This is a genomic window from Turicibacter sp. TJ11 (assembly GCF_021497505.1).
Classification (GTDB): domain Bacteria; phylum Bacillota_I; class Bacilli_A; order MOL361; family Turicibacteraceae; genus Turicibacter.
The window spans coordinates 2,275,014-2,300,634 of record NZ_CP069349.1; the positions used below are offsets into that span (position 1 = coordinate 2,275,014).

The 25,621-nt window shown below is 33.1% G+C and carries 20 protein-coding genes, 1 pseudogene and 1 riboswitch; of the genes and pseudogenes, 14 read left to right on the top strand and 7 right to left on the bottom strand.

Annotation, left to right across the window (positions count from 1 at the left end):
• Positions 1-75 precede the first annotated feature (75 nt).
• The gene (locus JRC48_RS10925) at positions 76-2,910 is read left to right on the top strand and encodes a hypothetical protein (protein WP_235069534.1); all 2,835 of its coding nucleotides are present in this window, start codon (positions 76-78) and stop codon (positions 2,908-2,910) included.
• On the opposite strand, the gene JRC48_RS10930 is transcribed toward JRC48_RS10925, so the two are convergent.
• Complete coding sequence (locus tag JRC48_RS10930; protein WP_235069535.1) at positions 2,802-4,508, bottom strand: IS1182 family transposase; 1,707 nt, start codon at positions 4,506-4,508, stop codon at positions 2,802-2,804. The genes JRC48_RS10925 and JRC48_RS10930 overlap by 109 nt on opposite strands.
• A 228-nt stretch (positions 4,509-4,736) precedes the next feature.
• Between JRC48_RS10930 and JRC48_RS10935 the strand changes: the two genes are divergently transcribed.
• Entirely contained in the window at positions 4,737-5,528 is a 792-nt protein-coding gene (locus JRC48_RS10935) for a hypothetical protein (RefSeq protein ID WP_235069536.1), read from the top strand.
• Between the two features lie 23 nt (positions 5,529-5,551).
• Here JRC48_RS10935 and JRC48_RS10940 read toward each other — a convergent pair whose 3' ends face one another.
• The 4 genes from JRC48_RS10940 to JRC48_RS10955 form a co-directional block, all read right to left on the bottom strand.
• The gene (locus JRC48_RS10940; RefSeq protein ID WP_370630369.1) at positions 5,552-7,225 is read right to left on the bottom strand and encodes a ribonuclease J; all 1,674 of its coding nucleotides are present in this window, start codon (positions 7,223-7,225) and stop codon (positions 5,552-5,554) included.
• Between the two features lie 193 nt (positions 7,226-7,418).
• Entirely contained in the window at positions 7,419-8,147 is a 729-nt protein-coding gene (locus tag JRC48_RS10945) for a GntR family transcriptional regulator (protein ID WP_235069538.1), read from the bottom strand.
• 429 nt (positions 8,148-8,576) lie between these two features.
• On the bottom strand, positions 8,577-9,941 hold the full coding sequence (locus tag JRC48_RS10950; RefSeq protein ID WP_235069539.1) for a TrkH family potassium uptake protein: 1,365 nt from the start codon (positions 9,939-9,941) through the stop codon (positions 8,577-8,579).
• Positions 9,942-10,074: 133 nt separating this feature from the next.
• Positions 10,075-11,802 carry a B12-binding domain-containing radical SAM protein gene (locus JRC48_RS10955; RefSeq protein ID WP_235069540.1) on the bottom strand — a complete coding sequence of 576 codons (1,728 nt, stop codon included), beginning with the start codon at positions 11,800-11,802 and terminating at the stop codon, positions 10,075-10,077.
• Positions 11,803-12,002: 200 nt separating this feature from the next.
• On the opposite strand from JRC48_RS10955, the gene JRC48_RS10960 reads away from it, so the two are divergent.
• The 7 genes from JRC48_RS10960 (at position 12,003) to JRC48_RS10990 (ending at position 18,814) form a co-directional block, all read left to right on the top strand.
• Positions 12,003-12,704 carry an ABC transporter ATP-binding protein gene (locus tag JRC48_RS10960; protein ID WP_235069541.1) on the top strand — a complete coding sequence of 234 codons (702 nt, stop codon included), beginning with the start codon at positions 12,003-12,005 and terminating at the stop codon, positions 12,702-12,704.
• Positions 12,704-15,058, top strand: coding sequence for an FtsX-like permease family protein (locus tag JRC48_RS10965; RefSeq protein ID WP_235069542.1), 2,355 nt, complete (start codon positions 12,704-12,706; stop codon positions 15,056-15,058). Before JRC48_RS10960 ends, JRC48_RS10965 begins: the two co-directional genes overlap by 1 nt.
• Positions 15,059-15,206: 148 nt before the next feature.
• Positions 15,207-15,734: a bifunctional pyr operon transcriptional regulator/uracil phosphoribosyltransferase PyrR gene (gene pyrR, locus JRC48_RS10970; protein ID WP_235069543.1), complete on the top strand. Its 528-nt coding sequence runs from the start codon at positions 15,207-15,209 to the stop codon at positions 15,732-15,734.
• Between the two features lie 105 nt (positions 15,735-15,839).
• Positions 15,840-16,214 (top strand): PH domain-containing protein, encoded by a 375-nt coding sequence (locus JRC48_RS10975; RefSeq protein ID WP_235069544.1) that lies wholly within the window; start codon positions 15,840-15,842, stop codon positions 16,212-16,214.
• Positions 16,215-16,457: 243 nt separating this feature from the next.
• Positions 16,458-17,537, top strand: a complete 1,080-nt coding sequence (gene mutY / locus JRC48_RS10980) for an A/G-specific adenine glycosylase (RefSeq protein WP_235069545.1) — start codon at positions 16,458-16,460, stop codon at positions 17,535-17,537.
• 43 nt (positions 17,538-17,580) lie between these two features.
• A riboswitch (TPP riboswitch) is annotated at positions 17,581-17,680 on the top strand.
• A 75-nt stretch (positions 17,681-17,755) separates the two neighbouring features.
• Positions 17,756-18,343, top strand: coding sequence for an energy-coupled thiamine transporter ThiT (gene thiT / locus JRC48_RS10985; RefSeq protein ID WP_235069546.1), 588 nt, complete (start codon positions 17,756-17,758; stop codon positions 18,341-18,343).
• Positions 18,344-18,463: 120 nt separating this feature from the next.
• The gene (locus JRC48_RS10990; RefSeq protein WP_235069547.1) at positions 18,464-18,814 is read left to right on the top strand and encodes an SdpI family protein; all 351 of its coding nucleotides are present in this window, start codon (positions 18,464-18,466) and stop codon (positions 18,812-18,814) included.
• Positions 18,815-18,884: 70 nt separating this feature from the next.
• On the opposite strand, the gene JRC48_RS10995 is transcribed toward JRC48_RS10990, so the two are convergent.
• Entirely contained in the window at positions 18,885-19,031 is a 147-nt protein-coding gene (locus tag JRC48_RS10995; RefSeq protein ID WP_235069548.1) for a hypothetical protein, read from the bottom strand.
• Positions 19,032-19,239: 208 nt separating this feature from the next.
• Between JRC48_RS10995 and JRC48_RS11000 the strand changes: the two genes are divergently transcribed.
• The gene (locus tag JRC48_RS11000; protein WP_235069549.1) at positions 19,240-20,040 is read left to right on the top strand and encodes a Cof-type HAD-IIB family hydrolase; all 801 of its coding nucleotides are present in this window, start codon (positions 19,240-19,242) and stop codon (positions 20,038-20,040) included.
• Positions 20,041-20,296: 256 nt separating this feature from the next.
• Here JRC48_RS11000 and JRC48_RS11005 read toward each other — a convergent pair whose 3' ends face one another.
• A complete protein-coding gene (locus JRC48_RS11005; protein WP_235069550.1) occupies positions 20,297-20,938 on the bottom strand; it encodes an HAD family phosphatase in 642 nt (213 codons plus the stop codon).
• A gap of 339 nt (positions 20,939-21,277) precedes the next feature.
• On the opposite strand from JRC48_RS11005, the gene JRC48_RS11010 reads away from it, so the two are divergent.
• The 4 genes and pseudogenes from JRC48_RS11010 (at position 21,278) to JRC48_RS11025 (ending at position 25,619) form a co-directional block, all read left to right on the top strand.
• The gene (locus tag JRC48_RS11010) at positions 21,278-23,467 is read left to right on the top strand and encodes a Tex family protein (RefSeq protein WP_304941320.1); all 2,190 of its coding nucleotides are present in this window, start codon (positions 21,278-21,280) and stop codon (positions 23,465-23,467) included.
• 814 nt (positions 23,468-24,281) lie between these two features.
• Positions 24,282-24,554 (top strand): annotated as a pseudogene (locus tag JRC48_RS11015) (peptidylprolyl isomerase); the annotation flags it as partial.
• 225 nt (positions 24,555-24,779) lie between these two features.
• The gene (gene acpP, locus JRC48_RS11020; protein ID WP_370630370.1) at positions 24,780-25,004 is read left to right on the top strand and encodes an acyl carrier protein; all 225 of its coding nucleotides are present in this window, start codon (positions 24,780-24,782) and stop codon (positions 25,002-25,004) included.
• 168 nt (positions 25,005-25,172) lie between these two features.
• Positions 25,173-25,619 carry a MarR family winged helix-turn-helix transcriptional regulator gene (locus JRC48_RS11025; RefSeq protein ID WP_235069552.1) on the top strand — a complete coding sequence of 149 codons (447 nt, stop codon included), beginning with the start codon at positions 25,173-25,175 and terminating at the stop codon, positions 25,617-25,619.
• Positions 25,620-25,621 lie beyond the last annotated feature (2 nt).

A 25,621-nucleotide genomic window follows, 5' to 3' on the forward strand; every position in this document is an offset into this window, starting at 1 on the left:
GCCAAATTTCTACATAATTAGTTCATAGTCGTAAATACTAACAAAGGTAAACTATGAATTTTTGAGGTGATTGGGATGAAGTTGAAGCAACTCTTTTTATTTGGATTATCTTTTATATTTTTTATTGCAACCGTTGCTTTTGGAACCCAAACAGTAAACGCAGAAGTAGCTAAATCAAAATCGATTTATAAATATATTCAAGCCATACGTGAGATGCCTTATCTTCCAGCTAATTATCAATATGTTGATTGGAAAGATAAAGCAACCAAGTTTAATGATCTGTTATTTGATATGAATAATCATGATTTAATGTTTGGTGAGGCAGTTTCTGAAAATACTGGGCGGGAAACACTTGGAATCGTGACATATACTGACGAGAAAAGAGATACAAAAACAACTCAAGCTTTAACTTTAATGAGTGCTTTATTATCTGCTGAAAAGTTAAATAAAGAAAGCATTGGACAAGATAAATTACAAGAACTTGTTCAGTTTGTTGAAGCGTATTACAATATTCAAAATGGTGAAGGAACACTTTTGAACTATCAAGATATAGATAGTACCGAACTAAGTTTTTGGCAACAAATTTATCCAGCCTTAATGTATTTTATGTTAATGGATCGTTATGAAGCCACGATTGACTCGGATGCTATGCTTCGAAACATTGCTGATACTTGGTATGAGGTAACGATGGATTTAGGTGGCAGTGATGGAATTGTTGATTTTGGATATACAGGTTACGATTTTCAAAATAAAAAACCATTTGATAATGGTGAGTGGACTGAACCAGATGCAGCTGCAGGGGTAGCGTTGCTTGAGTATTATGCATTTCAAAAGTTCAATGATCGAAAATATATGAAAGCAGCAAGCTTATGCATGAACTATCTAGATGAATTTCAACGTAATCCAGGTTATGAGTTACTGTATCTGTATTTACCTTACTTATCAGCAAGATTAAATGCGGTTGAAGATTATAACTTTAATACAGCTAAGTATATGGAGTTTTTCTTTACACAAAGTGATTATCGACATGAATATGGTGTCTTAAAAGAGGGCTATGGAGCAGGTTTAATTGGAGAACGTACACAATATGGAGGTTCACCTTATTCTTTTCAAAGTATAGTAGGGGCAACTGCTTTAGTTCCTATGTTAAAATATGATCAACGTTATGCGGTTGAGGTGGGAAAATATTTATTAAATCTGACTCAAAATTTAAATCTCTTTTATGAGATTAATGATCCGACTTATCAAGATTTAATTCCGACTGAAAAAGTAGAGAAGAATCGTGAAACTAGTGATCAAAAGTTATCAGTATTAAGTGGTACTTATTTAGGATTATTAGGTGCGATGATTGAGCCAACTAATATCGATGGAATTTTGAAAGTAGATTTAAATACGAATGAGTACTATATTGATGAAGCCAGACAATATCCTAGCTTCTTAATGTTTAATCCACATAAAGATGAAAAGACTGTAAAATATGAGATTCAAAGTGAGGGTAAAGTCGATTTATATGATATGGTCAGTCATAGTTTTATCGCACAAAATGTAATGAATAAAACAGAGATTAATATTAAATCTACTGATGCGGTTATTATTTTAGAAATTCCAATCGAAGCGGGAGATAATCAATTTAAAATTGACCGAAAAGTAGAACGTAGTGTCACAGCAAATGTTAAGGCATCCGTAAATATTATCGGTATCTCAGAATATGAACCGATTGCTGATAACTATCCGATTGATTTAGAGATTAAATCAACCGATGATACAGCTGTTTCTAACATTACGATTTATGTTGATGGAAAGCCTGTATTTAAAAACGTCACTTATACAAAGCCGTATACTGTTGAAGTTGAGAAATTAGCTAATGGTTACCATATTTTAGAGGCTGAAATCACAACAAATACGGGAGCGAAAGATCATTCGTATGCTCGAATCTTTATTCAAAAAGAGGATGATCCATATATCATTAATGATCATGCTCATGATATTGCTAATTGGAGTTCTTATCAAAATGGATATGCCAACCTCATTGAGGAAAATAAAGAGATTCGAATTGGAGGAGCAACTGGTAGTGGTGTGATTAGTCAGCCATTTGAGATTGATTTTAGTCAAGTTCCTATGCTTGATTTACAAGTGGGTGGTTTCACAGGTCCATGGTCTTTGATTGTTAAAGATGCAACGAATAATCAACATTTTTATTTACTACATAATTGTACGGAATCAGGCCATATTATTGTCCCTATTAACTATAATTTAAACAAGTTAAATCCAAGCACGTTTCATTTATTAGGAAAACATGAGATTCAACTAGCAATTGTAACTGATGAAGATGATCAGGAAGTTGTTTTACAAAATGTTCGTATTTTTAATCAAGGATTACAGCCATTAGAAGAACGTCAGTGGAAACAATCCTTTACCACTCAAAAAATTACTCACTGGCAGTCTCGTTTAAATGCATTAGCTAAAATTAATTACTATCATGGAACGGCTAATGTTCTTAATTTAAATCCTGATGGAAATGGTGGGATGCAAACGGGGTATTTTGAAGTTGATTTAACTAAAAATCCTCAATTTAAGATTAAAGTTCAAGAAGTTGATGAACTTTGGTCATTACTTGTTTATGTAGAGAGTAGTGATCGAGGTTATTATTTACAATATCCAACTGATAAGACTGGAACATTTACTTATGACATTGATAAAGTTTTAGAAAAGGCGATACCTAAAGAAGAGCTAGACAATCATTTGAATCTTCAGTTTTGGGTCGTTTCAAATGGTCAGTACGGTTCAGAAGTCAAGTTAGATTATTTACGAATGGAATATTCGAAAAATTGGCTTGAAATCCTAGCTATTGGAGGAATTGCTTTACTGAGTGTGATAGGAATTTGTGTTAACTTAAATAAAGATAGATAATAAAAAATACCGATAGTTATCCGAGGCCACTGAAAAAGGAGCTTATTATTTATAAAATAATAAGCTCCTTTTTCTTTATTCTCTATCATATCCATTTTTTGTATGAGATCCAATAAACCTATCTGAAAGATAGCTTGTTTTTCTGTCACTAACTTCACTATTCTCTTCGTATTAACGACAAAAGCTGTTAAATAAGCTTGAATTTTCATGCCGAAAAGTCTCGCGAATTTACATGTTTGAAATCCGTGAGACTGTTTTAACTCGGCATTTTTCGCCTCAATTTTATAACGTTGTTTTTTCCTATTCTTAAATTCATTTGTCTTCTGATAGTCGATGGCTTTTTGATTAATGTCCGATTTAAGGGTCATAGAATAGGTTTTCGACTTAGCCCCTGGTCGATAACATCCATCTCTTAAAGGACAATGCTTACATTTTTCTATCTCAAAGTAATAAGTTAAACTTTGATTCTTTTTTTGATTTTTCTTTCCTGTACGGGCTTTTCTGACACTTAAATGTCCAGCTGGACATCTCATTTGACCCGCATCTTTATTATATTCAAAACCTTCAACTTCTCTTTTTCCACCATTTAAGACGATGGGATTTAACGGCGTAACAGCCGTTATATTTTCTTGCTCCATGTACCCTAAGTTCTCTTTACTTGAATAGGCGGCATCCGCTAAGACTTCTTTCACTTCTATCCCGTTCTTTTTTGATTTTTCAACCAATGTTTTCAAATACTTTCCATCACTGACTTCACCCGTGGTCACTTCAATCGCTGTCATGAGACGCTCCTCCGTGATGGCTAGATGTGTCTTATATCCGGCAAACGCCTCAGTTTTAGATTTATAACCCATTTTAGCTTCTGGATCTGAGACAGAAAGAATGGCTTGGTAGGTTCGATTTTTTAGGATATCTAACGCTTTTTCTCTCGCTTCTTGAATCTGTCTATTTTTATCTTGATAGCGATGAGAAAACTCTATTAATTCTTGAGTATAAATGACCTCTTCTTCAAGTGAAGCAGTGGAATGAAGCTTTGGAGGAACATGATCCTTCACCTCAGGAACGTAACGATAAAGTTGTTTTCGGATATTTTTAGAAACCTCTCTTAAATTCTCAATGGGAGTTTTAACTTTATACCGACTTCGTGTATGTGTGGCATCCATGATCAGTGTCTTTGATGGAATTAAGTTCTTTTGAATCGCTTGGTTAATCACTTCACCTAATAAATCCTCTAAGATGTCCTCCTGATTTAATCTCAGTTTTCTGAACTTAGTTAAGGAAGACGGATGCATGAGTGGATCTTCGGGGTCTAAATTCAAAAAGTATTTATAAGCCATATTGACTTGAGCCTCTTGAATGACACGCTCATCCGACAGATTGTAAAGCATTTTAAGGAATAATAACTTAAACATGACTTCAGGAGAATAGGCAGGACGTCCATAATCAATGGAATAGTTCACGCCAAGTAGTGGAGTCACAAACGAAAAATCAATGTGTTCATGGATTAAACGTAACGGATGATTTTTTGGAATAATTTTATCGTATAAGGGATGTCCTTGAGAAAGATTTAAGGATAATTGTTCAAAGTCTTTAATCATGATGAGCCTCCAAAAATGTCATTAGTCAAGTCATTATATCACAAAAAAAGGAAAACACTGAAACCCTTCAGGCTTCAGTGTTTTCCTTTTTTTGTGAGTTGTTTTTCAGTGCTCTCAGTTATCCTATCGGTATTTTTATATTAATTTAGATAAATTTTGTAGAGGTTTGACACTTAAAGGCTGTTATTTCTAAAATTATGGTAAAATAATAGCGGGGGTGGAACCTTAATGATTATTAAAACAGAAATCATTGATTCTTTTTTAGAGCATGGTAATTTAAACATGGTTAAAGATCATTGGATCTATCATTCGATTATTCCAGGTGAATATATATTTGAAGAACCATCATATGTTAATAAAGAGCTTGTCGTTCATTTATATGAAGCAATTCAAAATAGATTATATAACTTCAAACCTTTAAATGAAGGATTATGGCATAAAATATTTCAAGGCATGAGTATTCCTGATACTACAGCTATTTATTTAATTGCAGGAGCACCTAAACCTTATGATGGATTTGTAAGGGAAGATCAATCAGGAATGCGTTGCATTATTTTAGATTTAGTCCGTTTATGTACGTATGCTGATCGTTTAGAAGAGTTAGACTATATTGCCACTGACTTTTTGACACATGAATTAGCTCATGTCTTAATTAGTGAAAAGTATCCATACTATAAGCATTCACCGAAAGTTGATGTTTTAAAACAACTCGTTTTTGATGAAGGGATTGCGCATTTCTTATCTTATAAAGAAGATGTTTTATCATTAGACTGGCATACAGAGCAGATGAATAATAGACGAGAATCTGTCTATCAAAAGCTACGATATTATTTAACACAAGAAAACTCGCTCACGCAAGAGGCGTTTCTAAAAGCAAATACCGGTTCGTTTTGGGATAAATATGCCTCTATTTCAGGAATGTTTGCGGTTATTTCTTATTGTGAACAAGGCGGTAAACTTGAAGAGTTGTTAGATCAAGGACCTGATGTCTTAATTGAAATTATTGAAAAAGGTATCTGATTATATCAGATACCTTTTTTATGTCAGACTTCCATGATAATAGGGAAGATACTTGGACGACGCTTTGTTTTTTCGTATAAGTAACGTTCAAGCGCCTTTTTAATTCGATTTTTCATCACAAGGATTTCATTTGTTTCATTAGAAAGTAATGATTCGATCTCTGTTTCAGTTATTTCTTTGACTTCATTCATTAAGTCTTCTGACTCTTTAACATAAACGAAACCACGCGTTACGACATATGGTTCACTGATCAGTGTTTTGCTTTCTTTATCAATTGTTGCTACAACAATAAGCATTCCACCTTCAGCAAGCATTCGACGATCACGTAAAACAACATTTCCAACATCACCAACACCAATTCCATCGACTAGAATGTCTCCCGTACGAACACGACCGTTAATTTCTGCACTATGTTTAGTTAATTCTAAAACTTGACCTGTGGATAATACACGAATATTATCTTTAGGAATACCTACTTTTTGGGCAAGATTTTTGTGATGAACGAGGTGACGATATTCACCATGAACAGGCATGAAGAATTTTGGATGAGTTAGTCTAAGAATTAGCTTCAGTTCTTCTTGGCAAGCATGTCCTGAGACATGAACAGCTTCTAAATCTTTGTAGATAACGTTACATCCTTTTCGATAAAGCTCATTGATGACGCGCCCGATAAGTTTATCATTTCCAGGAATAGGAGAGGCTGAAATAATAAATAAATCATTTGGCTTTAGTTTAATATAACGATGATTTGAAAAAGCGATACGTGCTAAAGCCCCCATTGGCTCTCCTTGACTACCGGTAACAATCAGAGTAAGTTCATCATCTGGAACTTGATTGATGTTGTTAATATTAACAAGCTGATCATCATCGATATGTAGATAACCAAGTTCAGTCGCAACACTTGAGATGTTTTCCATGCTACGTCCACTAAAAGCGACTTTACGATTGTAGCGGGATGACGCATCAATAATTTGCTGCATTCGATGGATATTAGAAGCAAATGTGGCGACAATAATGCGTCCTGTTGCATGTTCAAATAATTTAGTAAATGTCTCGCTAATAGCTTGCTCAGACATTGTATATCCTTTACGTTCAACATTTGTACTATCTGACATTAAAAGAAGAATACCTTCTTTTGCAAGTTCAGAAATACGTTCAAAGTCCATTGGTTCATTATCAATAGGAGTTAAGTCAATTTTGAAGTCACCCGTGTGAAAGATAATTCCTGCAGGAGTATGAATGGCTAATGAACAAGAATCAGCAATACTGTGAGTATTGCGAACATATTCAATCCCTAAGTGATTAAAGGACGTAATTTCACGAGGTTTTACGATGTTTAGTGACGACGTTGAAAGTAGGCCATGTTCTCTTAGCTTTGTTTCAATTAACCCAATCGTAAGCTTCGTTCCATAGATAGGAATATTAATTTGTTTTAAGATGAATGGAATCGCTCCGATGTGATCTTCATGTCCATGAGTAATAAAGATTCCTTTAATTTTTGATTCATTCTCAATTAGATAAGTAATATCAGGAATAATTAAATCAACCCCATACATGCTTTCATCTGGGAAGGCAATTCCACAATCAATGACGATGAGTTCATCTGCATATTCAATGGCTGTCATGTTTTTTCCAATTTCACCTAAACCACCGAGTGGAATGACTTTAAGTTTTTGTGTTTCTTCCAAGTTTAACACCTTCTTTAGTTAGAGTTGTTAGTATTATTATAATTGCATTATCAAAACATATACTTGTCTAAAGAGATGAAAGGTGGAGAGATGTTTAAAATCACATAAGTGCTTAATTTTACTTACGTTAATATAGATAAAGCCACTATATTTTTATATAAATCATTTATGGAATAAAAAAAGCCATCTTAGGAATGGCTTTTTAAACAGTTAGTTCAACAACATATTTGTATTTATCTGAACGGTAGTAGGTTGTTGTGTATTCAATATTACGATTATACTGATCTTGACTAATACGTGTACGCTTTAACACGGCATCATTAATAGAAATTTCTAAAGCCTCACTAATCAGTTGATCAGCTAACATGGCCTCGATATATTCTTCTGCATGCGTGATTTGAATGTTTTGTGCAGCTAACAATTGATAAAGGGATCCGTAAAGTTCGGCATCAACTGGAAGATTTAAAAATCCAGGCACGTATGAGATGGTGTACATGATAATATCGTTATTAACCATGCGAATACGACTTAATTTTAAAACCTGTTCGTTTGAATTGATATTTAATGCTGCTGCTACCGTTTCATCTGGTGTAACGAGTGAAACATTAATTTGTTTATTTTTTAAAACTAATCCCTGTTCTTGCATTTTTTGAGTAAAGCTTTTGACCGTTGATAACTTATCGGCAATAGCGCTTGATAAAACAACGGTTCCCTTTCCACGACCACGTTCTTTTCTTAATAAACCCTCATTTACTAATTCATTTACAGCCTGACGAATCGTCATACGGCTAACCCCAAACATATCTTCTAGCTCATTTTCGGATGGAATCGTACTTCCTACTGCGTATTCTTTATTAATAATCTTATGTTTTAAGATATCTTTAATTTGTAAATACAGTGGCTTAGAGTCTTTTGAGCGGTCAAGTACCATAAAATCTCCTCCTATTTTCATAAAGTGATATCATTAAATCATATCATAATGTTTTTTATATGATTTATCAATACTCTTAATTGTTTAAACTAAAAACATAAGCATGTTTTTTAGTTTAAAACCAAATTTATCATCTATCATTAAGTCAATCACATGAACATGGTTAAATAGCTTAAAAGTTACCGTTCGTACCAAATGGATTAATTAAAATGAATGTCTCATTTCATTCTAACCCTTTAAAATACGAAAATCTAATCATTTACTTTATCTTATTTATGTTGGTTTAATATTAGACGAAATAAACGTGATGATTATGGGATGTTATAAAAGATAGAAATAAAAAAGGTAGGATCTTAATAAAATGAGGTCCTACCTTTAATTTACCATATAAAAATGCTTTCATTGTATAAAAATGTTCAAATTCATAAATTATCCAATTATTATGTCAGCTTTTGGATAACGTACTTTTACTGGATGAGAATTTGTACGGAATATCATTAAGAACGTGACGATTCCAATACGTCCGATAAACATAGTTACAATTAAGACGATTTTAGCGAAAGAAGTTAATTCACCGGTAATCCCCATCGTAAGTCCCGTTGTACCAAATGCTGACGACACTTCAAAGAAGATTTCCATTAATGAAAATGAATCACTTGCACAAATCAAGAGAGTGGATAAACAAACAATCAATATTCCTACAATAAAAATCATAAATGATTTATAGACGGTATTGGTTTCAATTTCGCGTCCGTAAATATTAACATATTCTTTTCCACGAGCGAATGATAAAATGGCTAATACTATGATTGCAAATGTTGTTGTACGAATCCCTCCACCTGATGAGTTTGGAGATGAACCTACAAACATTAAACCACAAAACATCGTAAGAGTAGCGGTTGTGAAAGCATTCATATCAACTGTTGCAAATCCAGCATTACGTGTTGTTAATGAGTTAAATGTAGCATAGAAAAATCCTTCGATGGGTCCTTTATCTACTAAGAAATGATGATATTCAAAAATATAGAATCCAATAATACCGACAATCCACAAAATAATTGTTGTGATCATCGTTAACTTAGTATAGATTGAAAATTTGAAACGTTTATTTGCTTTCTTACATTGGACATAGCGTTGAATATCTAGAATAACAGGGAATCCCATTGCGCCGAAGAACATTAAGAACATATGTAAGGTTTGGACAAAGTAATCATTTTGGAAAGGGATTAAAGAGGCTCCCGTAATATCAAACCCTGAGTTTGTAATAGCAGATACGGTTGTAAAAAATCCTTGAAGCATGGCTGTCCAATAATTAGAATAATACCCCATGAAATAATAGTAATTTCCAAGAATAAGCATAAAGCTTAGCTCAATGATTAAAAATGAAATTAAAACCGATTTAACGAGCTTGACCACACCACTTAAATTGATTTGATTTTGATCAGTCATGATAAGAGCTCGCTCTCGAGTAGAAATTTTATGACCTGCAAGTAACCAAATGGCTGTTGAAAGCATCATTAGTCCTAGCCCTCCAATTTGCAAATTCAAGGCTAAAATTACTATTCCGGTAATACTGAATGTCTCCACTGTAGAGATAGGCGATAGTCCCGTGTTACTTAATCCACTTGTTGAAACAAAAAGGGCGTCAAGAAATGATAGTGATACGCCTTCTTGAAGACTAAATGGTAGCCAAAGCAAAATAGCAAATCCGACGGTAAATAAGAAATAATACCCCGCAATTAAACGAGTTGGGGTGGAATGGAGAAAACTTCTAATCTTCTTAAAGATAAACATAGTTGCACTTCCTTTGATAGCTAAAAAGCATACTGATAGTTAGTATCTACATCATTATTCAAAAATGATTATAACATTTATATGTTTGAAGAGATACAAGATTTGTAAAATATTGTAGATTAAAGTTTATAAATTAATCTAATCCTTCAAGAATGTAATGTTGTGTTGGTTGATTAGGTAAATAAATGACAAGGAGATAATGTAATTTATGAGTCGGTTGGTAGTCTGAATCGAGATAGATCGGTTCAAGAATGCCATATTTAAAAACATCTGTTAACGGAATTTGATGATGTGCTAAAATGTCCATTAGTTTTTCAGATTTTAAAGTTAATTCGTTAATAATTAGACGACGTTCTTTTTTATCTAGGCGATCTTCCCACCAAATTTTAGGCTTAATTTTGCTTTGTGTTAGATAATCTAGCTTCATGTATGAAAGAATGATTGAGAGATTATCTAATGAAAGAGTTTCTAAGTAATCATATAATCGAGTAAATAAATCGCTTAATTGATACTTAATCCAAGAATAACGCTTTTCCCAGTACGCGCCAAATTGTTGCATAAAAGCAAAAGGTGACTGACTGAAGTTTTGATCGACTAGGTAGTTCATTGTATAATCCATTCGATGGGCATTCCAATAACGTTCTAAAATCTCTTCTGCTAAATGGATGTTATGCACATCTTCTTCGGATAAAGTATTATTTCGCTTCATTTCATAAGGAGCAAATTCGTCGTATTCATATCCAAATTCATCAGCCTGTTGACGAAGGCCAGTTCCACGAAGCAGTTTTAAAAAGCCAAGTTGTAATTCCTCAGGACGAAGGCTGAAAACATCATTAAATGATTGTTCAAATCGATCATAAGGTTCTTCAGGTAATCCAGCAATTAAATCAAGGTGAAGAATAATTTTTCCACCTTCTTTAATACGGAAAATATTCGTTGTTAACTTATCAAAGTTTTGACGACGTTTCACGAGTTGATTGGTTAATTCATAAGTTGATTGAATCCCAATTTCAAATCTAAATAATCCAGCAGGAGCATGTTCATTTAGATAGTCAATTAATTCTGTCGGCATAATATCTGCTGTAATTTCAAATTGAAATTGCGTTCCTGGTAAGTGTTCTTTAATAATGAAGTTAAACATATCTAATGCATATTTTTTATTAATATTAAACGTACGATCAAGGAATTTAAACGTTGTTGCACCGTGTTTCATTAAGTATCTAATTTCATCTTTTACTTTTTCAATATCAAAATAACGGACTTTATTATCGACCGAAGCTAAACAGTATTGGCACGAATAAGGACATCCGCGAGATGTTTCAATGTATTGAATTCTATTTTTAAAATGTGGAATATCTTCTTCAAAGTAAAAAGGTGATTGGATTGTTTTAGGATCAAGAATAGGTGCAGGAGGGTTTTGTACCGGTTCATTCGTCATTAAATGACGATAAACAATCCCTCGAACATCAGATATTTCACGCATTCCATGTAAGGCTTCCATTAATTCTTTAAAGGCAAGCTCACCTTCACCATAAATAATGTAATCGATAGGGCTTCTTGAAAACCAAACATCAAAGTCATAAGAAACTTCGGGTCCACCCATAAAGATAGTTAGGGTTGGATCTTTTTCTTTTAAAAGATTAATTAATTGTAATGTCTTTTCCACGTTCCAAATATAAACACTAAATCCAATGATTTTTGGATGATATGATAATAAGTCATCTAACATATTTTCAAGTGTATCTTTTAGTGTATATTCTCTTAACGTAATATCAAATTCCGGAGCATTTGCTTTTAAATAACGAATGGCTAAGTTAGTATGAATATATTTCGAATTTAGTGTAGCTAATATAATGGACATTATGAACACCTCATCTTTTTATCTTTTCATTTTAGCATAATACGACTTTATATACCTATATCTTTTTATAGACATTCAGACATTCGCTAAACATAAACTTAAGTAATTTCAAAAATATTACATTTCATTCTGTATAAAGCATAAAAATACATTTTTTGTTAATACTGAAATTAGGATATTTTTAGGAGGTAGGTGAGACAATGGTTATTTCAATTCAAAATGTACATAAGCAATATGTATCCGGCGATATAAAGACGACTGCTTTAAAAGATGTAAATTTAGAAGTAAAAAAAGGGGAGTTTGTTGTTGTTTTGGGTCCTTCAGGTTCTGGGAAATCAACCTTACTTCATGTGAGTGGTGGATTAGATGAAGTCAATGATGGAACGATTTTAGTTAGTGGTCAAGAAATTACAAAAATGAGATCATCTCAACTAACTGATTTTCGTCGAAAAGAATTAGGATTTATTTTTCAACAATATAACCTTATGCCTAATATGACGGTATTTGAAAATGTAGAAGTAGGAGCCCGTTTGAGTGATCGTCCATTAGATGTCACTAACGTTTTAAAAGAAGTGATGTTAGAAAATTTATTTAATCAATTTCCGTATCAATTATCAGGAGGTCAGCAGCAGCGTGTTGCAATCGCAAGAGCGATAGTTAAAAATCCATCCATCTTATTTTGTGATGAACCAACAGGTGCTTTAGATGAAGACACAGGCAAAACGGTACTAGATATTTTGCAACGAATTAACGAAGAGTTTCAAACAACCATTTTTTTAATTACACATAATTTAGGAATTGCAGAGATGGCCGATAAAGTTGTTCGAATGAAATCAGGAGAAATTATTGAAGTGAAGCAAAATTTATATAAAAAACGTGCACATGAAGTGAGCTGGACCTAATGTTATCAAAAAATATATTACGAACAATTCGCCAAAAACCATTTCAATTTTTATCGATTGTCATTTTAGTGACAATGGCATCGTTTATTTATGTCTCCCTACAGGGAGCGATTGCTTCCGTTAGTTACTTTTTAACAGATTATACACAAGCTACGAATCAAGAAGATTTCTTTGTTGTTCTCTCCGTTCCAAGCACAGATGATATTCGTCAAATGATTGCAAGAAAAGGTGTGAGTATTTCTGCGCTTGCTAATCAATCTAAAACCCAGTTAATGCAAGAATATGAATATACGTTAATTGATTACTACAATGATCAAATTGATGTTTTAAGTGAAGAATATGATGCGACCTTTGAGGGGCGATTTTATCGAGATGTTATCACTGAAATAAGTGGAAAGACGTATAACTACCGTCTTATTAAACAAACGGAATCTGTAAACTTAACTTATGTTATTGATGGTTCCCTTCCCGTTGAAGATTATGAGGTCGCTGTATTTAAAACGTACGCGGAGGCTAATGGACTAACCATCGGTGATTCGATTTTACTAGATGATAAAACATTTATTATTTCAGCTTTTATTGCGGTACCGGATTATATCTATCCTATTTTTAATTACGACCGTCCGTTATATGAACCAGCGACTGAGACCATAGCTATTGTCACAGATACGGCTTATCAACAATTTAACCAAAAGCAGTGGGTTTTATATAGTGGGTCTTTTAATCATGAAGTTGATCATCTAGAGTCAAAAATATCACAAATTTCAGCGACAGATGGTGTTGCGTATGCGATGAGTAAAGATATTAATGTTCGTATCAGCACGGTACACGCACATTTAAATAGCAATCAAGTTTTGTCGATGACGTTTACGGGACTTTTATTATTCATGTCGCTTGTTGTCATTGTCTTGATTGTGAAAAAAAGAATTAACGCTGAACGCGTACAAATTGGAATATTAAAATCGATGGGATATCATCGATATCAAATCGCCATTAGTTATGTGTCGTACCCCTTATTAGCTTCCATAATTGGTAGTCTCGTTGGTTTTTTATTAGGGATAGGGGCAGCTGCTATGATGGCTAATACCTATATGACAAACTACATTGTTCCGATGATTCAGTTTTATTTTACAAAAGATCTAATTCTTGGTGGAATTGTTTATCCAATCATTATTGTAGGGGTATCGAGTTTAATGATTTTATTCGTTTTATTAAGAGATGAGCCGTTAAAGTTAATGAAAGAAAATAGTCATTTAAAGATCTCACCTTTTTCAAAGTGGCTAATGAAGGGCTTAAAACCATTTAAATTTGAGACTCGTTTTAAATATTCATTAGCTTTTCGAAATATCGGAAAGATTTTATCATTGTTTAGTGTCGTTTTTATCGCAAGTATTTTTCTTGTATTTGCATCTATCGCCTTTAAATCAGTGGAAAATATTGTGGATAAAGCTTTTAGATATGTGAATTATAGTTATCAAGTCAAATATAATAAGTTAATCCAAGAGCCTTTAGATAATTTTGAAACTCCTTTTTTAGAATATACTGTACAGCCACTTTTAGATGGAAAGAGTACTGTTTTTTGTCTTTATGGAATTGAACCATATAATTTCATGAATCCTCTTTATGATGCAAATGGAACAGATATTACGTCACTAACGGCAGAGGGATTAATTATTAATCAATTTATCGCAACTGCCTACTCGCTATCTGTTGGAGATGAACTGACGCTTGAAGTTAAAGGAAAAACTTTATCGTTTCCTATTGTGGGGATTGTTGATCATTATAACGGCCCAATGGCTTATACAAGTTTAGCTTCTTTAGGTCAAAGATTAGGTGTTGAACCAACTGCTTATAATGGTAAATGGAGTCATGAACGTCCGACAAGCGATAAAAATATCTCCTATATCTTTTCTGTTGATGATTTACAAAAAAACATTGAAGTTGGGATGGAGATGATTCGGCTTTCTTTAATGATGATGGTTGTGATTGCTTCAATTTTAGGTAGTTTGATGATGATTTTAATTACGATGTTTATTATTGATGAAAATCAAAAACAGATTTCAATTTTAAAAGTGATGGGCTATAAAGAAAAAGAAATTTCAAAAATGGTTCTAACTATTTATTTTCCTTTTGTTATTTTTGCTTATTTATTAAGTATTCCTGTCACAAAGGAATTAGTGAACTACATCATGGTGTTAATTGCTTCTGAGTTACCGATGGCAATCCCAACAGATTTTACATTCGTTCAAGCAATGGTTGGAATTATGATTGTTTTAGTGACTTATCAAGTGGCAATGAAGTGTTCAAAGATAAGGCTTGATAAAATTTCATTGAATGAAATTTTGAAATATTAAGTTTGATCTGTAGATAAGAGAATTTTCTTCAGTATAGCTTTTGAATTTATTTTCACTGATGAAAGGCTTCGTTTTATATTCAAAATTAAGACTTTTTATGATATTCTAAAATCAACCTATGCTAAAAGGAAAGGGGTCTCTTAATTTAATGGAGAAAGTATTATTTGACCAGGACACAATTACGCGTTCATTAAAAAGAATTGCACATGAGATTTTAGAAAAAAATGATAACTTAAATGATGTTGTTATTATCGGTATTCGAACACGCGGTTCTTATTTAGCTGAGCGTTTAGTCCGTTTAATTGAAGTTTTTGAAGGTGTTACTGTTCCATTAGGAGAGTTAGATATTACAAAATATCGCGATGATCTAACACGCGAAATGAAAGAAATCATTGTAAACCAAAGTACTGTTCCGATGACTTTAAATGGAAAAACTGTGATTTTAGTAGATGATGTTTTATACACAGGGCGTACGGTTCGTGCGGCATTAGAGGCTGTACTTGAGTATGGTCGTCCTAAAAACATTCAATTAGCGACATTAATCGATCGTGGACATCGAGAACTACCTATTCGTGCCGATTATGTTGGGAAAAATATTCCGACTTCACACAAAGAGGTAGTAAAGGTTTATTTAACAGAATTAGATAAACAGGATGCAGTTGTCTTATCTAAATAAAAAGGTGCCTTAGGCACCTTTTTTAATTTTTCTTACTCCTGTGAATAAATTTTAATAAAATTTCGTATAATGAGTTGAGTTTACGTTGAATAAGGAGATGAATAAATGGCTGAAATACAACCTAAAATCATTGGTTTAATGAATACCAATCTTGAAGATGGTCGAGATTTATTTGACTTTTTAATCAGCAATCAAGAAGAGGTTTTACTATCTTATAAATCAGTTCGAGATCGTCTAATCGTTACGAATAAAAAGTTATTGGTTATTGATGTTCAAGGGATTACTGGCCGCAAAAAAGAGTATATGATTTTACCACTATCTAAATTAACTGCTTTTTCATGTGAAAGTTCTGGAACATTTGATTTAGATGCTGAATTAAAAGTATGGGGTTCAGCTATTAATCAAATGGAATTTCAATTCTTGAAAGGAACAGATATTCGTCCACTTGTTAAAATTTTAAACGAACATTTGTGTGGGTGATAATACCACTAGTATTTTTCAAAAAAGATGAGTATAATCATAGTAAGATGAGATTATAGAAGGGGTTTAAAAACTATAATCTCACCGAATAAACGTTAGTTTTGAATAAAAAGCACCGTAATGTACTATATGTCCTGCAGGTGCTTTTTATTTTTAGTTCATGTAAAAAAATGTAGTATCTTGCGTTTAATTAAAGTTTAGTTCTGATAGACTAATAGTATGAATAAAAAGTAGGTGAAGAAGTTGACACAAAACTATACGGAGCATTTAGATATACAAGCATTTCAAAATGATCTGATTAAATGGTATTACGAAGTTAAACGTGATTTACCTTGGCGAATTAATCGAGATCCTTATCGTATTTTAGTATCGGAAATTATGTTACAACAAACCCAGGTCGTTACAGTCATCCCATACTATGAGCGTTTTATGAAGCTATTTCCAACGACAAAGGAATTAGCAGAAGCTGATGATCAAACATTACTGAAAGCTTGGGAAGGGCTTGGTTATTATTCTCGAGCTCGCAATCTACGTGAAAGTGCACGAATGATTGAAGAGATGGGAGGATTTCCAACAACACATGAAGAAATTTTGAAATTAAAAGGGGTAGGTCCGTATACTGCAGGAGCTGTCAGTAGTATTGCTTTTGGCATTCCAGCACCAGCAGTGGATGGAAATGTTTTTCGAGTGATGAGTCGCGTTTGTTGTATTTTTGAAGACATCGCAAAAGCCAAAACAAGAAAAGTATTTGAGGCGGTTGTTTCAGAAGTTATCTCTCATGAGGATCCAAGTGCTTTTAATCAAGGATTAATGGAACTAGGTGCAACAATTTGTACACCTAAATCGCCTAAGTGCTTAGAATGCCCGGTTCAAAAACATTGCCAAGCGTTTAAGGAAGGAATTGATGATTTATTACCGGTTAAAACAAAGGCGAATAATCAAGTGAAAACGAAGCTCGTCGTTGCCATGGTTAAAAATCAATACGGTGAATATTTAGTTAACAAACGTCCTGAAACAGGCTTATTAGCAAACTTTTATGAATTTTTAAGTTTTGAATACGCAGGTGAAAAAGAACCAAAAGAATTATTGATCGAAAAGTTATCCCCAATTTGTGAAGAAGTTAAAAATATTGAGTTAGTTGGAATGTTTACACATGTCTTTTCGCATCGTATTTGGGAGATGGAAAGTTATTTTATCGATGTAAAAACTAGATATACGGATGAGGTTGCAGAGGATTCAACGATGTGGATTAACAACGAGCAACTAAAAGATTATCCGCTAGTAGCAGCACATCAAAAGATTTTAAAAGAATTTAATCAGTAATTGATTTGATTGTTTAGGAAAAATGTGTTAAGTTAAGTATGAAAGATAGTACTAGGGGTGCCTTACGGCTGAGAGTGCATATTGCATAACCCTTTGAACCTGAACTAGTTAGGACTAGCGGAGGGAAGTAGACGAGCCTTTTTTATCTTATTGATAAAAGGAAATTCTTATACTTTACATAATGCCGTAAAGCCTCCTAATGATGGGGAGGATTTTTTATGAACAATTCCAAAACAAAGAAGTTAGTAGAAATTAGTATTTTAGTTGCGTTAGCTTTTGTTTTAGACTATGTGGCTAGTATTTATTCGGGGTGGTTTTGGCCATTTGGTGGATCGATCTCTTTATCGTTAGTCCCATTAGCGATTCTTACGTTTCGTTACGGTCTGATCTCTGGATTTATTGGAGGATTTGTCATGGGATTAATGCAGTTGTTAACAGGTGCTTATATTATTCATCCTGTACAATTGTTATTTGACTATCCCTTACCATTTGCCGTCCTTGGTTTAGCTGGAATTTTGGCTACAAAAGTAAATACTACAACGGGAACAAAACGTATGATTTATCTTTGGATAGCTACCGCAATCGCTTCAAGTTTTCGACTTTTATGTCATGTCATTTCAGGAGTTGTTTTTTTCTCGGAGTATGCAGGTGCTCAAAATCCATGGATTTACTCCCTTGTGTATAACGCTCCTTATGTTATTGCTTCATATATAATAAGTACGATAGTTTTAACGATCTTATATCAAAGGTATTCTACACATTTGATTTTAAAAGAGTCGAATAAAAAAGTATTAAAGATAACTTAACAAATAAAAGGCCGACAACTTTGTCGGCTTTTTGTGTATTTTGTTGCTTTTTTTAAACGCACCATAAATATGGTATAATATACAATATAGTAGATGGATATAAAAGGGAGGAATTAAAAGATGCAGGAATTTAGTATATTTATTGCACCTTTATTATTTATGTTTTTAGGGATTGTAACTTATTTAGAATCAGACTTACCGCATCGAAGATTAGGGTATCACCTGTTATCTGTGAAACAAACGATCGAAACGTGGAAAGTGGCTAACAAGTTTGCGGCTAAATTATTATTAATTGTAGGTGGAATTTTATTAGTAGTTGGCGTGTTTTTAAATTCTTATTTTAGAATGTTAGCTACTTGGGAGTTAGTTATTATTAATCTCGTTGAAATTGTGATCATGGGATTATTAGTGGTTGGTCTAACTGAATGGCGTGTTAAGATTTCATTTGATAAAGAGGGTAATCGTAAGTAATCATGAATGCAAAAATAAAAAATATAAGGCCTACGCTTAATTAGTGTTTAATTAAACGTAGGCCCTTTCTCTATTTAGGTAAATTGTTTTTCATGACGAAATCATAACCTTTTAAGAAGAGATAAGTTAAAACTGAGATTACCGCAAGTAAGAGTACAAGATTGCTAGCAATATAAGTCATTGCTTGAATAGGTGTAGTTATTGATTCTACTGGCATATCGTCTCCTCCTTTATAATTCAGTATAAGTAAACAGATGATTATTCATACATTTTTGATAGATGATTTTGATTTTTTAGCCTCAAATATCCTAAAAATTAGAAAGAATTATGTTGTTTCTCTATTTGATTTGGTAGATTTCAATATGTTTTTGTAGTATTCTATGAATATTGAGTTTTGATTTTTTTTATAAGCAGGAGGTTTGAAAATGGAGATTAAGGTTGCGTTTTTTGATGTCGATGGGACGATTGTGGATAATCATTCAACACGTGATCAGCTATCCGATATGGATTTAGTTCCAGCTTCAACAATTGAGGCGATTCGTTTATTAAAAGAAAATGGGATTACACCCTTTATTGCGACAGGACGTTCACCTTTTATGATTGAAGATCTATTAGATGGGCTTGGAATTGACAGTTATATTTGTACGAATGGACAATATGCAGTAATGAATCGTGAAGTGATGTATGAAGCACCTTATAGTAGTGAATTGCTTGATAAAATTGTGACGGTAGCTAAAAAGTATCATGTTCCCCTGTTATGGATGCCTACTCATCATTATGTGTTATCAGGAGAAAATCAAGAGGTTTTATTAGAGGCTCTTGATAATATGAATCTTCCTTATCCAATCATTGAAACAGATTTAGAAAAACCAGACTATAAAATTTATCAAATGGTAGCGGGAGTAACAAAAGAAGAGGAGCATATTTTTGAGTCTATTGAAGAGGTACGAGTGGTTCGTTGGCAACCCAATGGAATTGACTTATTACCTAAAGTCGGATCAAAAGCAACGGCAATTGAGGTTATTTTAAACAAACTAGGATTAAAACCGGAAAATGCGATTGCTTTTGGAGATGGCTTAAATGACATTGAAATGTTACAAAAAGTAGGATGTGGCGTTGCGATGGGAAATGCTCATGAAGAATTAAAAAAACATGCCAATTATGTAGCTAAGCCAGTTTATGAAGATGGAATTTATAAAGCATGCAAAGAATTAGGATTAATTTAGCGAATGAATGCTAATGTAGATAACTGATTAAGATCATTTTACAATTAGATAAAGAATCAAGTCATCCTAACTTTTAAAGAAGTTTCTACAATAATTTGACGGTATCCCCATGAATTCTACATATTATTGCTGTATGATAGATAAGGATTAAGTTTAAGAATAGGCAAGAACTCGTTGCCTTTATTTATATTGGGAGAGTATGTTTAAAACCATCACTAAAAAACTGTTATCTAATCAGATAACAGTTTTTTCTTTTTTATTTTAAATGGTCGATGACATCAAGTAATGAATCCACGACTTTAGTTGTTTTTAAAACAAATTCTTCTTCTGGATATTTCATATCAGGAACACAAATGACATCGATATTTCCAGCATGTGCAGCCATAATTCCAGCTTCACTATCTTCTAAAACTAAAGCCTCACAAGGATCAACCCCTAATTTCTCGCAAGCCGTTAAGAAAATTTCTGGATTAGGTTTTCCACAAGTCACTTCATCACCACAAATCGTATCATCAAAGTAGTGATGAAGATTAGCAGCTTTTAAAATCATATCTGCTCGCTGACGAGAACTACTTGTAGCAACAATTGTTTTATACCCACGTTCCTTTAAGAAAGTTAGTAGTTCGATGATTCCTTTTTTTAACGGAACTTCTTGTTGCAGTCGATGATCTAAAGAAACATGAACGTCATCCCAAACAGAATCGATTGGAAAGCTGTCTCCAAAATGATCTAACAATACTTGATAAATCCCAGTTTTATTTTTTCCAAGACAACGACGGTAAATATCTTCATTAAATTCATAATTTAATTGCTTCAATTTAAGGCAGTATTCTTCAAATGTGACGCGTTCACTATCAATTAATAATCCATCCATGTCAAAAATTATAGCTTTTTTCATTCTCATCCCTCTTTTTTTATCTAAGTTATGTTTGCATTATAACAACCTAACTGATAGTATGCAATGATCTAGGCAATCATGTTATTTTCATCTATGAATAGCTTATTTTTAAATTTGCTCTAAATAAATTTCTAAAAGACCTTAAATCAACAGTTTGTGGGAAATTTTAGATATTTGCTTATTTATTTTTTGATTTGTGATACAATATTTTACGTCGTTGTTTAGCGAAACAAATGAACAATATACGTTTTATAAGATTAATGATGAGTGACAGATAATCAAGTCAGTAGTTTTTTACAAAAAGTTACTGATGCTTGCATACATGAGGAGGACCTTTTGATGGAACAACAATTTATGAATAAGTTATACCAACAGATTGCTAAGCAATTAAATATTACGACTAATCAAATTAATGCGGTTTTAAAGTTACTTGAAGAAGGATCAACAGTTCCATTCATTGCTCGTTATCGTAAAGAGGTAACAGGAGCATTAGACGAAGAACAAATTCGAGAGATCTCGAAAACGTATGAGTATGGTGTAAACTTACAACAACGTAAAGACGATGTTATTCGTTTAATTGATGAAAAGGGAATGTTAACACCTGAGTTAAAAAATCAAATTTTAAAAGCTGAAAAATTAACAGAGATTGAAGATTTATACCGTCCATTCAAAGAGAAGAAGAAAACACGTGCCACCATGGCAAAGGCGAAGGGGTTAGAACCGTTAGCGCAGTATTTATTGACATATCCAACTGAAAGCCTTGAAAGCGAAGTTTCTAAATATATCAATGATGAAGTTTTAAGTGTTGATGAGGCTTTACAAGGGGCGCGTGATATTATCGCTGAAACGATTGCCGATAACGCTGATTATCGTAAATGGATTCGTGAATATATGACGAAAAAAGGTGAGATTCAATCTAAAGTTCGTGATGAATCATTAGATGAGCGTAAAGTTTATGAACAGTATTATGAATATAGTGAACCTATTTCACGCATTGTTCCTCACCGAGTGCTTGCGATGAATCGTGGAGAATCAGAGAAAATTTTACGTATTTCTATTTTAGATGATGCAGAAGGGGTGCATCGTTACTTAATTAAACAGGTAATTTGTGTTCATGAAGTAACAGAAGCGACAAAACAAGTGAAATTAGCGATTGAAGATGCTTATAAACGTTTAATTAAACCATCGATTGAACGTGAAATTCGTGCTCATTTAAAAGAAATCGCTGAAAATCAAGCCATTCATATTTTCTCAGAAAATGTGCGTCAGTTATTATTACAGCCACCGATGAAAGGAAAAGTAGTATTAGGGGTAGACCCAGCGTTTCGTACGGGATGTAAGTTAGCTGTTGTTGATGAAACAGGGAAAGTTTTAGATATCGATGTAATCTATCCACATGAAAAATCTAAAGGTTCAACGGCTGATCCTAAGTTAGTGGCGGCAGCTCGTGCAAAGGTGATTGATAAAATTAATCAGTATCAAGTTGAGATTGTTTCTATCGGAAATGGAACGGCTTCACGCGAGACAGAAAGCTTTATCGTTGATGTTTTAAAAGAAATTAAACATCCGATTTATTATATTATTACAAATGAGGCAGGGGCATCCGTTTATTCTGCTTCAGAATTAGCTCGAAAAGAATTTCCTGATTTACAAGTAGAAGAACGCTCAGCAGTATCTATCGCACGTCGCTTACAAGATCCATTAGCTGAATTAGTTAAGATTGATCCAAAGTCGATTGGAGTTGGGCAGTATCAGCATGATGTGACGCAATCTAAGTTAAATGATTCATTAAACTTTGTTGTTGAAACAACGGTGAACCAGGTAGGGGTTAATGTTAATACGGCATCACCTGCGTTATTAAAGTATGTAGCGGGACTTTCAACAACCATTGCGAATAACATTGTTAAACATCGTGATGAAGTTGGAAAGTTTACTAAACGTGAAGAATTAAAGAAAGTAGCTCGTTTAGGAGCTAAAACATATGAGCAAGCAATTGGGTTCTTACGTATCATTGATGGAGTGAATCCACTTGATAAAACAGGGATTCACCCAGAAAGTTATCAAGTTGCAGAACAAGTGCTTGAAACACTAGGATTTAATAAAGATGATTTAGGAACACCTGAATTAAAGTCCGCGATTGAAAAAGTAAATCGTGAGAATTTAGTTCAAAGTTTAGGAGTAGGGGAACATACGTTAAATGATATTTTAGATGCCTTCATTGCTCCAAATCGCGATCCTCGTGATGATATTGAAGCCCCCCTTTTACGTTCAGATGTTTTAAAACTAGAAGATTTAAAACCAGGAATGGAATTACAAGGAACAGTTCGTAACGTTGTAGACTTTGGAGTCTTTGTTGACTGTGGAGTGAAAGAAGATGGACTTGTTCACTTATCAAAAATGCGCAAGCAATTCGTTAAACATCCAATGGATGTTGTCTCAGTTGGGGATATCGTTAAAGTGTGGGTAGACTCAGTTGATTTACAACGTAAACGATTAGCTCTAACTATGATTGCTCCAGAAGCAAAATAACAAACAAAGAGGGACTATGTCTAACTAGACGTAATCCCTCTTTGTTTATTTACTGCACCTTAGTTTTAGATTCATTCGAATGAGTTTTGATATAAATTTTTAAACATTTAATTAATAGAATGAGTGAGTAAATAACTAAGAAGTAAATCATCAAGTTTAATAGATTAGGTAATCTAAATAAGATGTAAGAAAAAAAGCTTACCACAACGTTTGTTTCACCTAATAGTTCCATGTTATCCTTCTCCTTTCTTTAGTGATAGTATATCATGTAAATGGTAAAAAATGTTATAATATCGATGTAGCGGTAAGGTATTTTTTAATCATGAGAGGAGAGTTTGATGAGTTATTTTAACTTCATTGCTTCAGATTATGAAATGCCAGATGTGGATAATACAGAAATACCGATGAATAATTTGGTATATATATTTACTAAAATTGAAATAAATAATACAATAGGTCTATAAAAAGAACCCGAAAGGATGTTACGATCATGTCAAAAGTATTAGCAAAAGTTAAAGATTATGCTATCACTGAAGAAATGTTAAATGAAACAGTTGAAGCATTACGTACTCAACAACATATCAATATTACAACAGATGAGCAAAAACAAGATTTATTAGATGAGTTAATTGCACGCCAATTAGTCGTTGAAGATGCGATTGAATCAGGATTAACACAAACAGAAGAATTCCAAAAATTATATCGCGAATTTGTTTTCCAACACAGTATCGGACAAATGTTTAAAACAATTACTGTAACAGATGAAGAGTGTGAAGCGTATTACAATGAAAATAAAGATCAATTCAAAGAAGAAATGATTCGTGCGGCACACATTTTAGTAGATGAAGAAGAGCAAGCTAAAGAGTTATTAGCAGCGATTGAAAATGGAGCAGACTTCCACGAGTTAGCAAGTGTTAATTCAAAATGTCCATCTGGATCACGTGGTGGAGATTTAGGAGATTTCGGTCGTGGACAAATGGTTCCTGAATTCGAACAAGCAGCATTTGCTTTAAATATCGGTGAAATTTCAGGAGTTGTTAAAACACAATTCGGATATCACTTAATTAAGTTATTAGATAAAAAAGATGTTCTTCCATTTGCAGATGTAAAAGGACAAATTCAACAATACTTAACATCTAAAAAACAAAACGAAATGTACTCTAACTTCACACAAGGGTTAAAGTCTAAATATACTGTCGAAAAAGCTTAATAAAAATAGTTTGCTTTTCAAATGAAAAAGACAAAAAACTGTTTACTTTGCTATTCAAAGTATTTATAATAATAGTATAGTTAGATGAAGGAGGAAGTCAAAATGGTATTTGATCGCGTTAAAGAAATTATTGTAGATGAATTAGGTGTAGATGAGGAAAAAGTAACAATTGAATCAACGTTAGAAGATTTAGGAGCTGACTCATTAGACGCTGTAGAATTAATCATGGCATTAGAGGAAGAATACGATTTAGAAATCGCTGAAGAAGATGCAAAATCAATGAAAAGCGTAAAAAATATCGTTGAATATATTGAAGCCCAACAATAATTTGAGCTATTAACTAGGAGAGTGATCATATCGTTCTCCTAGTTTTTTTAATCTTTTAGAATGCGGTCATAAAAAATTTAAATTCCTGTGGATAAATGTTATAATTAGGTGCGAGATTAACAACCTATTAATGGAATAGAGAAATTAAAATTCGGAGGTGAAGTGTGGATGGATCGTTCGAGAAAAGTGATTAATGATTTATTAACAGATGTTTTTAATCAAATTTTGATTTTAGAAGAACGTAATTTAACAGAAAATGATGCTGTGGATGTGACAATGACAGAAATTCATGTGATTGAGGCAATTCGCAAATGTGAGCCCGCAACGATGGGGACGGTATCTAAACGTTTAATGATTACAATGGGAACATTAACAACTTCTGTGAATCGTTTAGTTGAGAAGGGATATGTGACTCGTAAACGAGATGTTAACGATCGACGTGTCGTTCTACTTGATTTAACAGAAAAAGGACAAAAAGTTTTTGAAATCCATGAGCAATTCCATGAAGAATTAGTCAACGCTGCTCTTAAAGATTTAGAGTTTCGTGAAGATCTAGTTCTAGCGTTAGAGAGTATTTGTCGTTTCTTTAAAAAGTTACAAGAAAAGCATCAATAAAC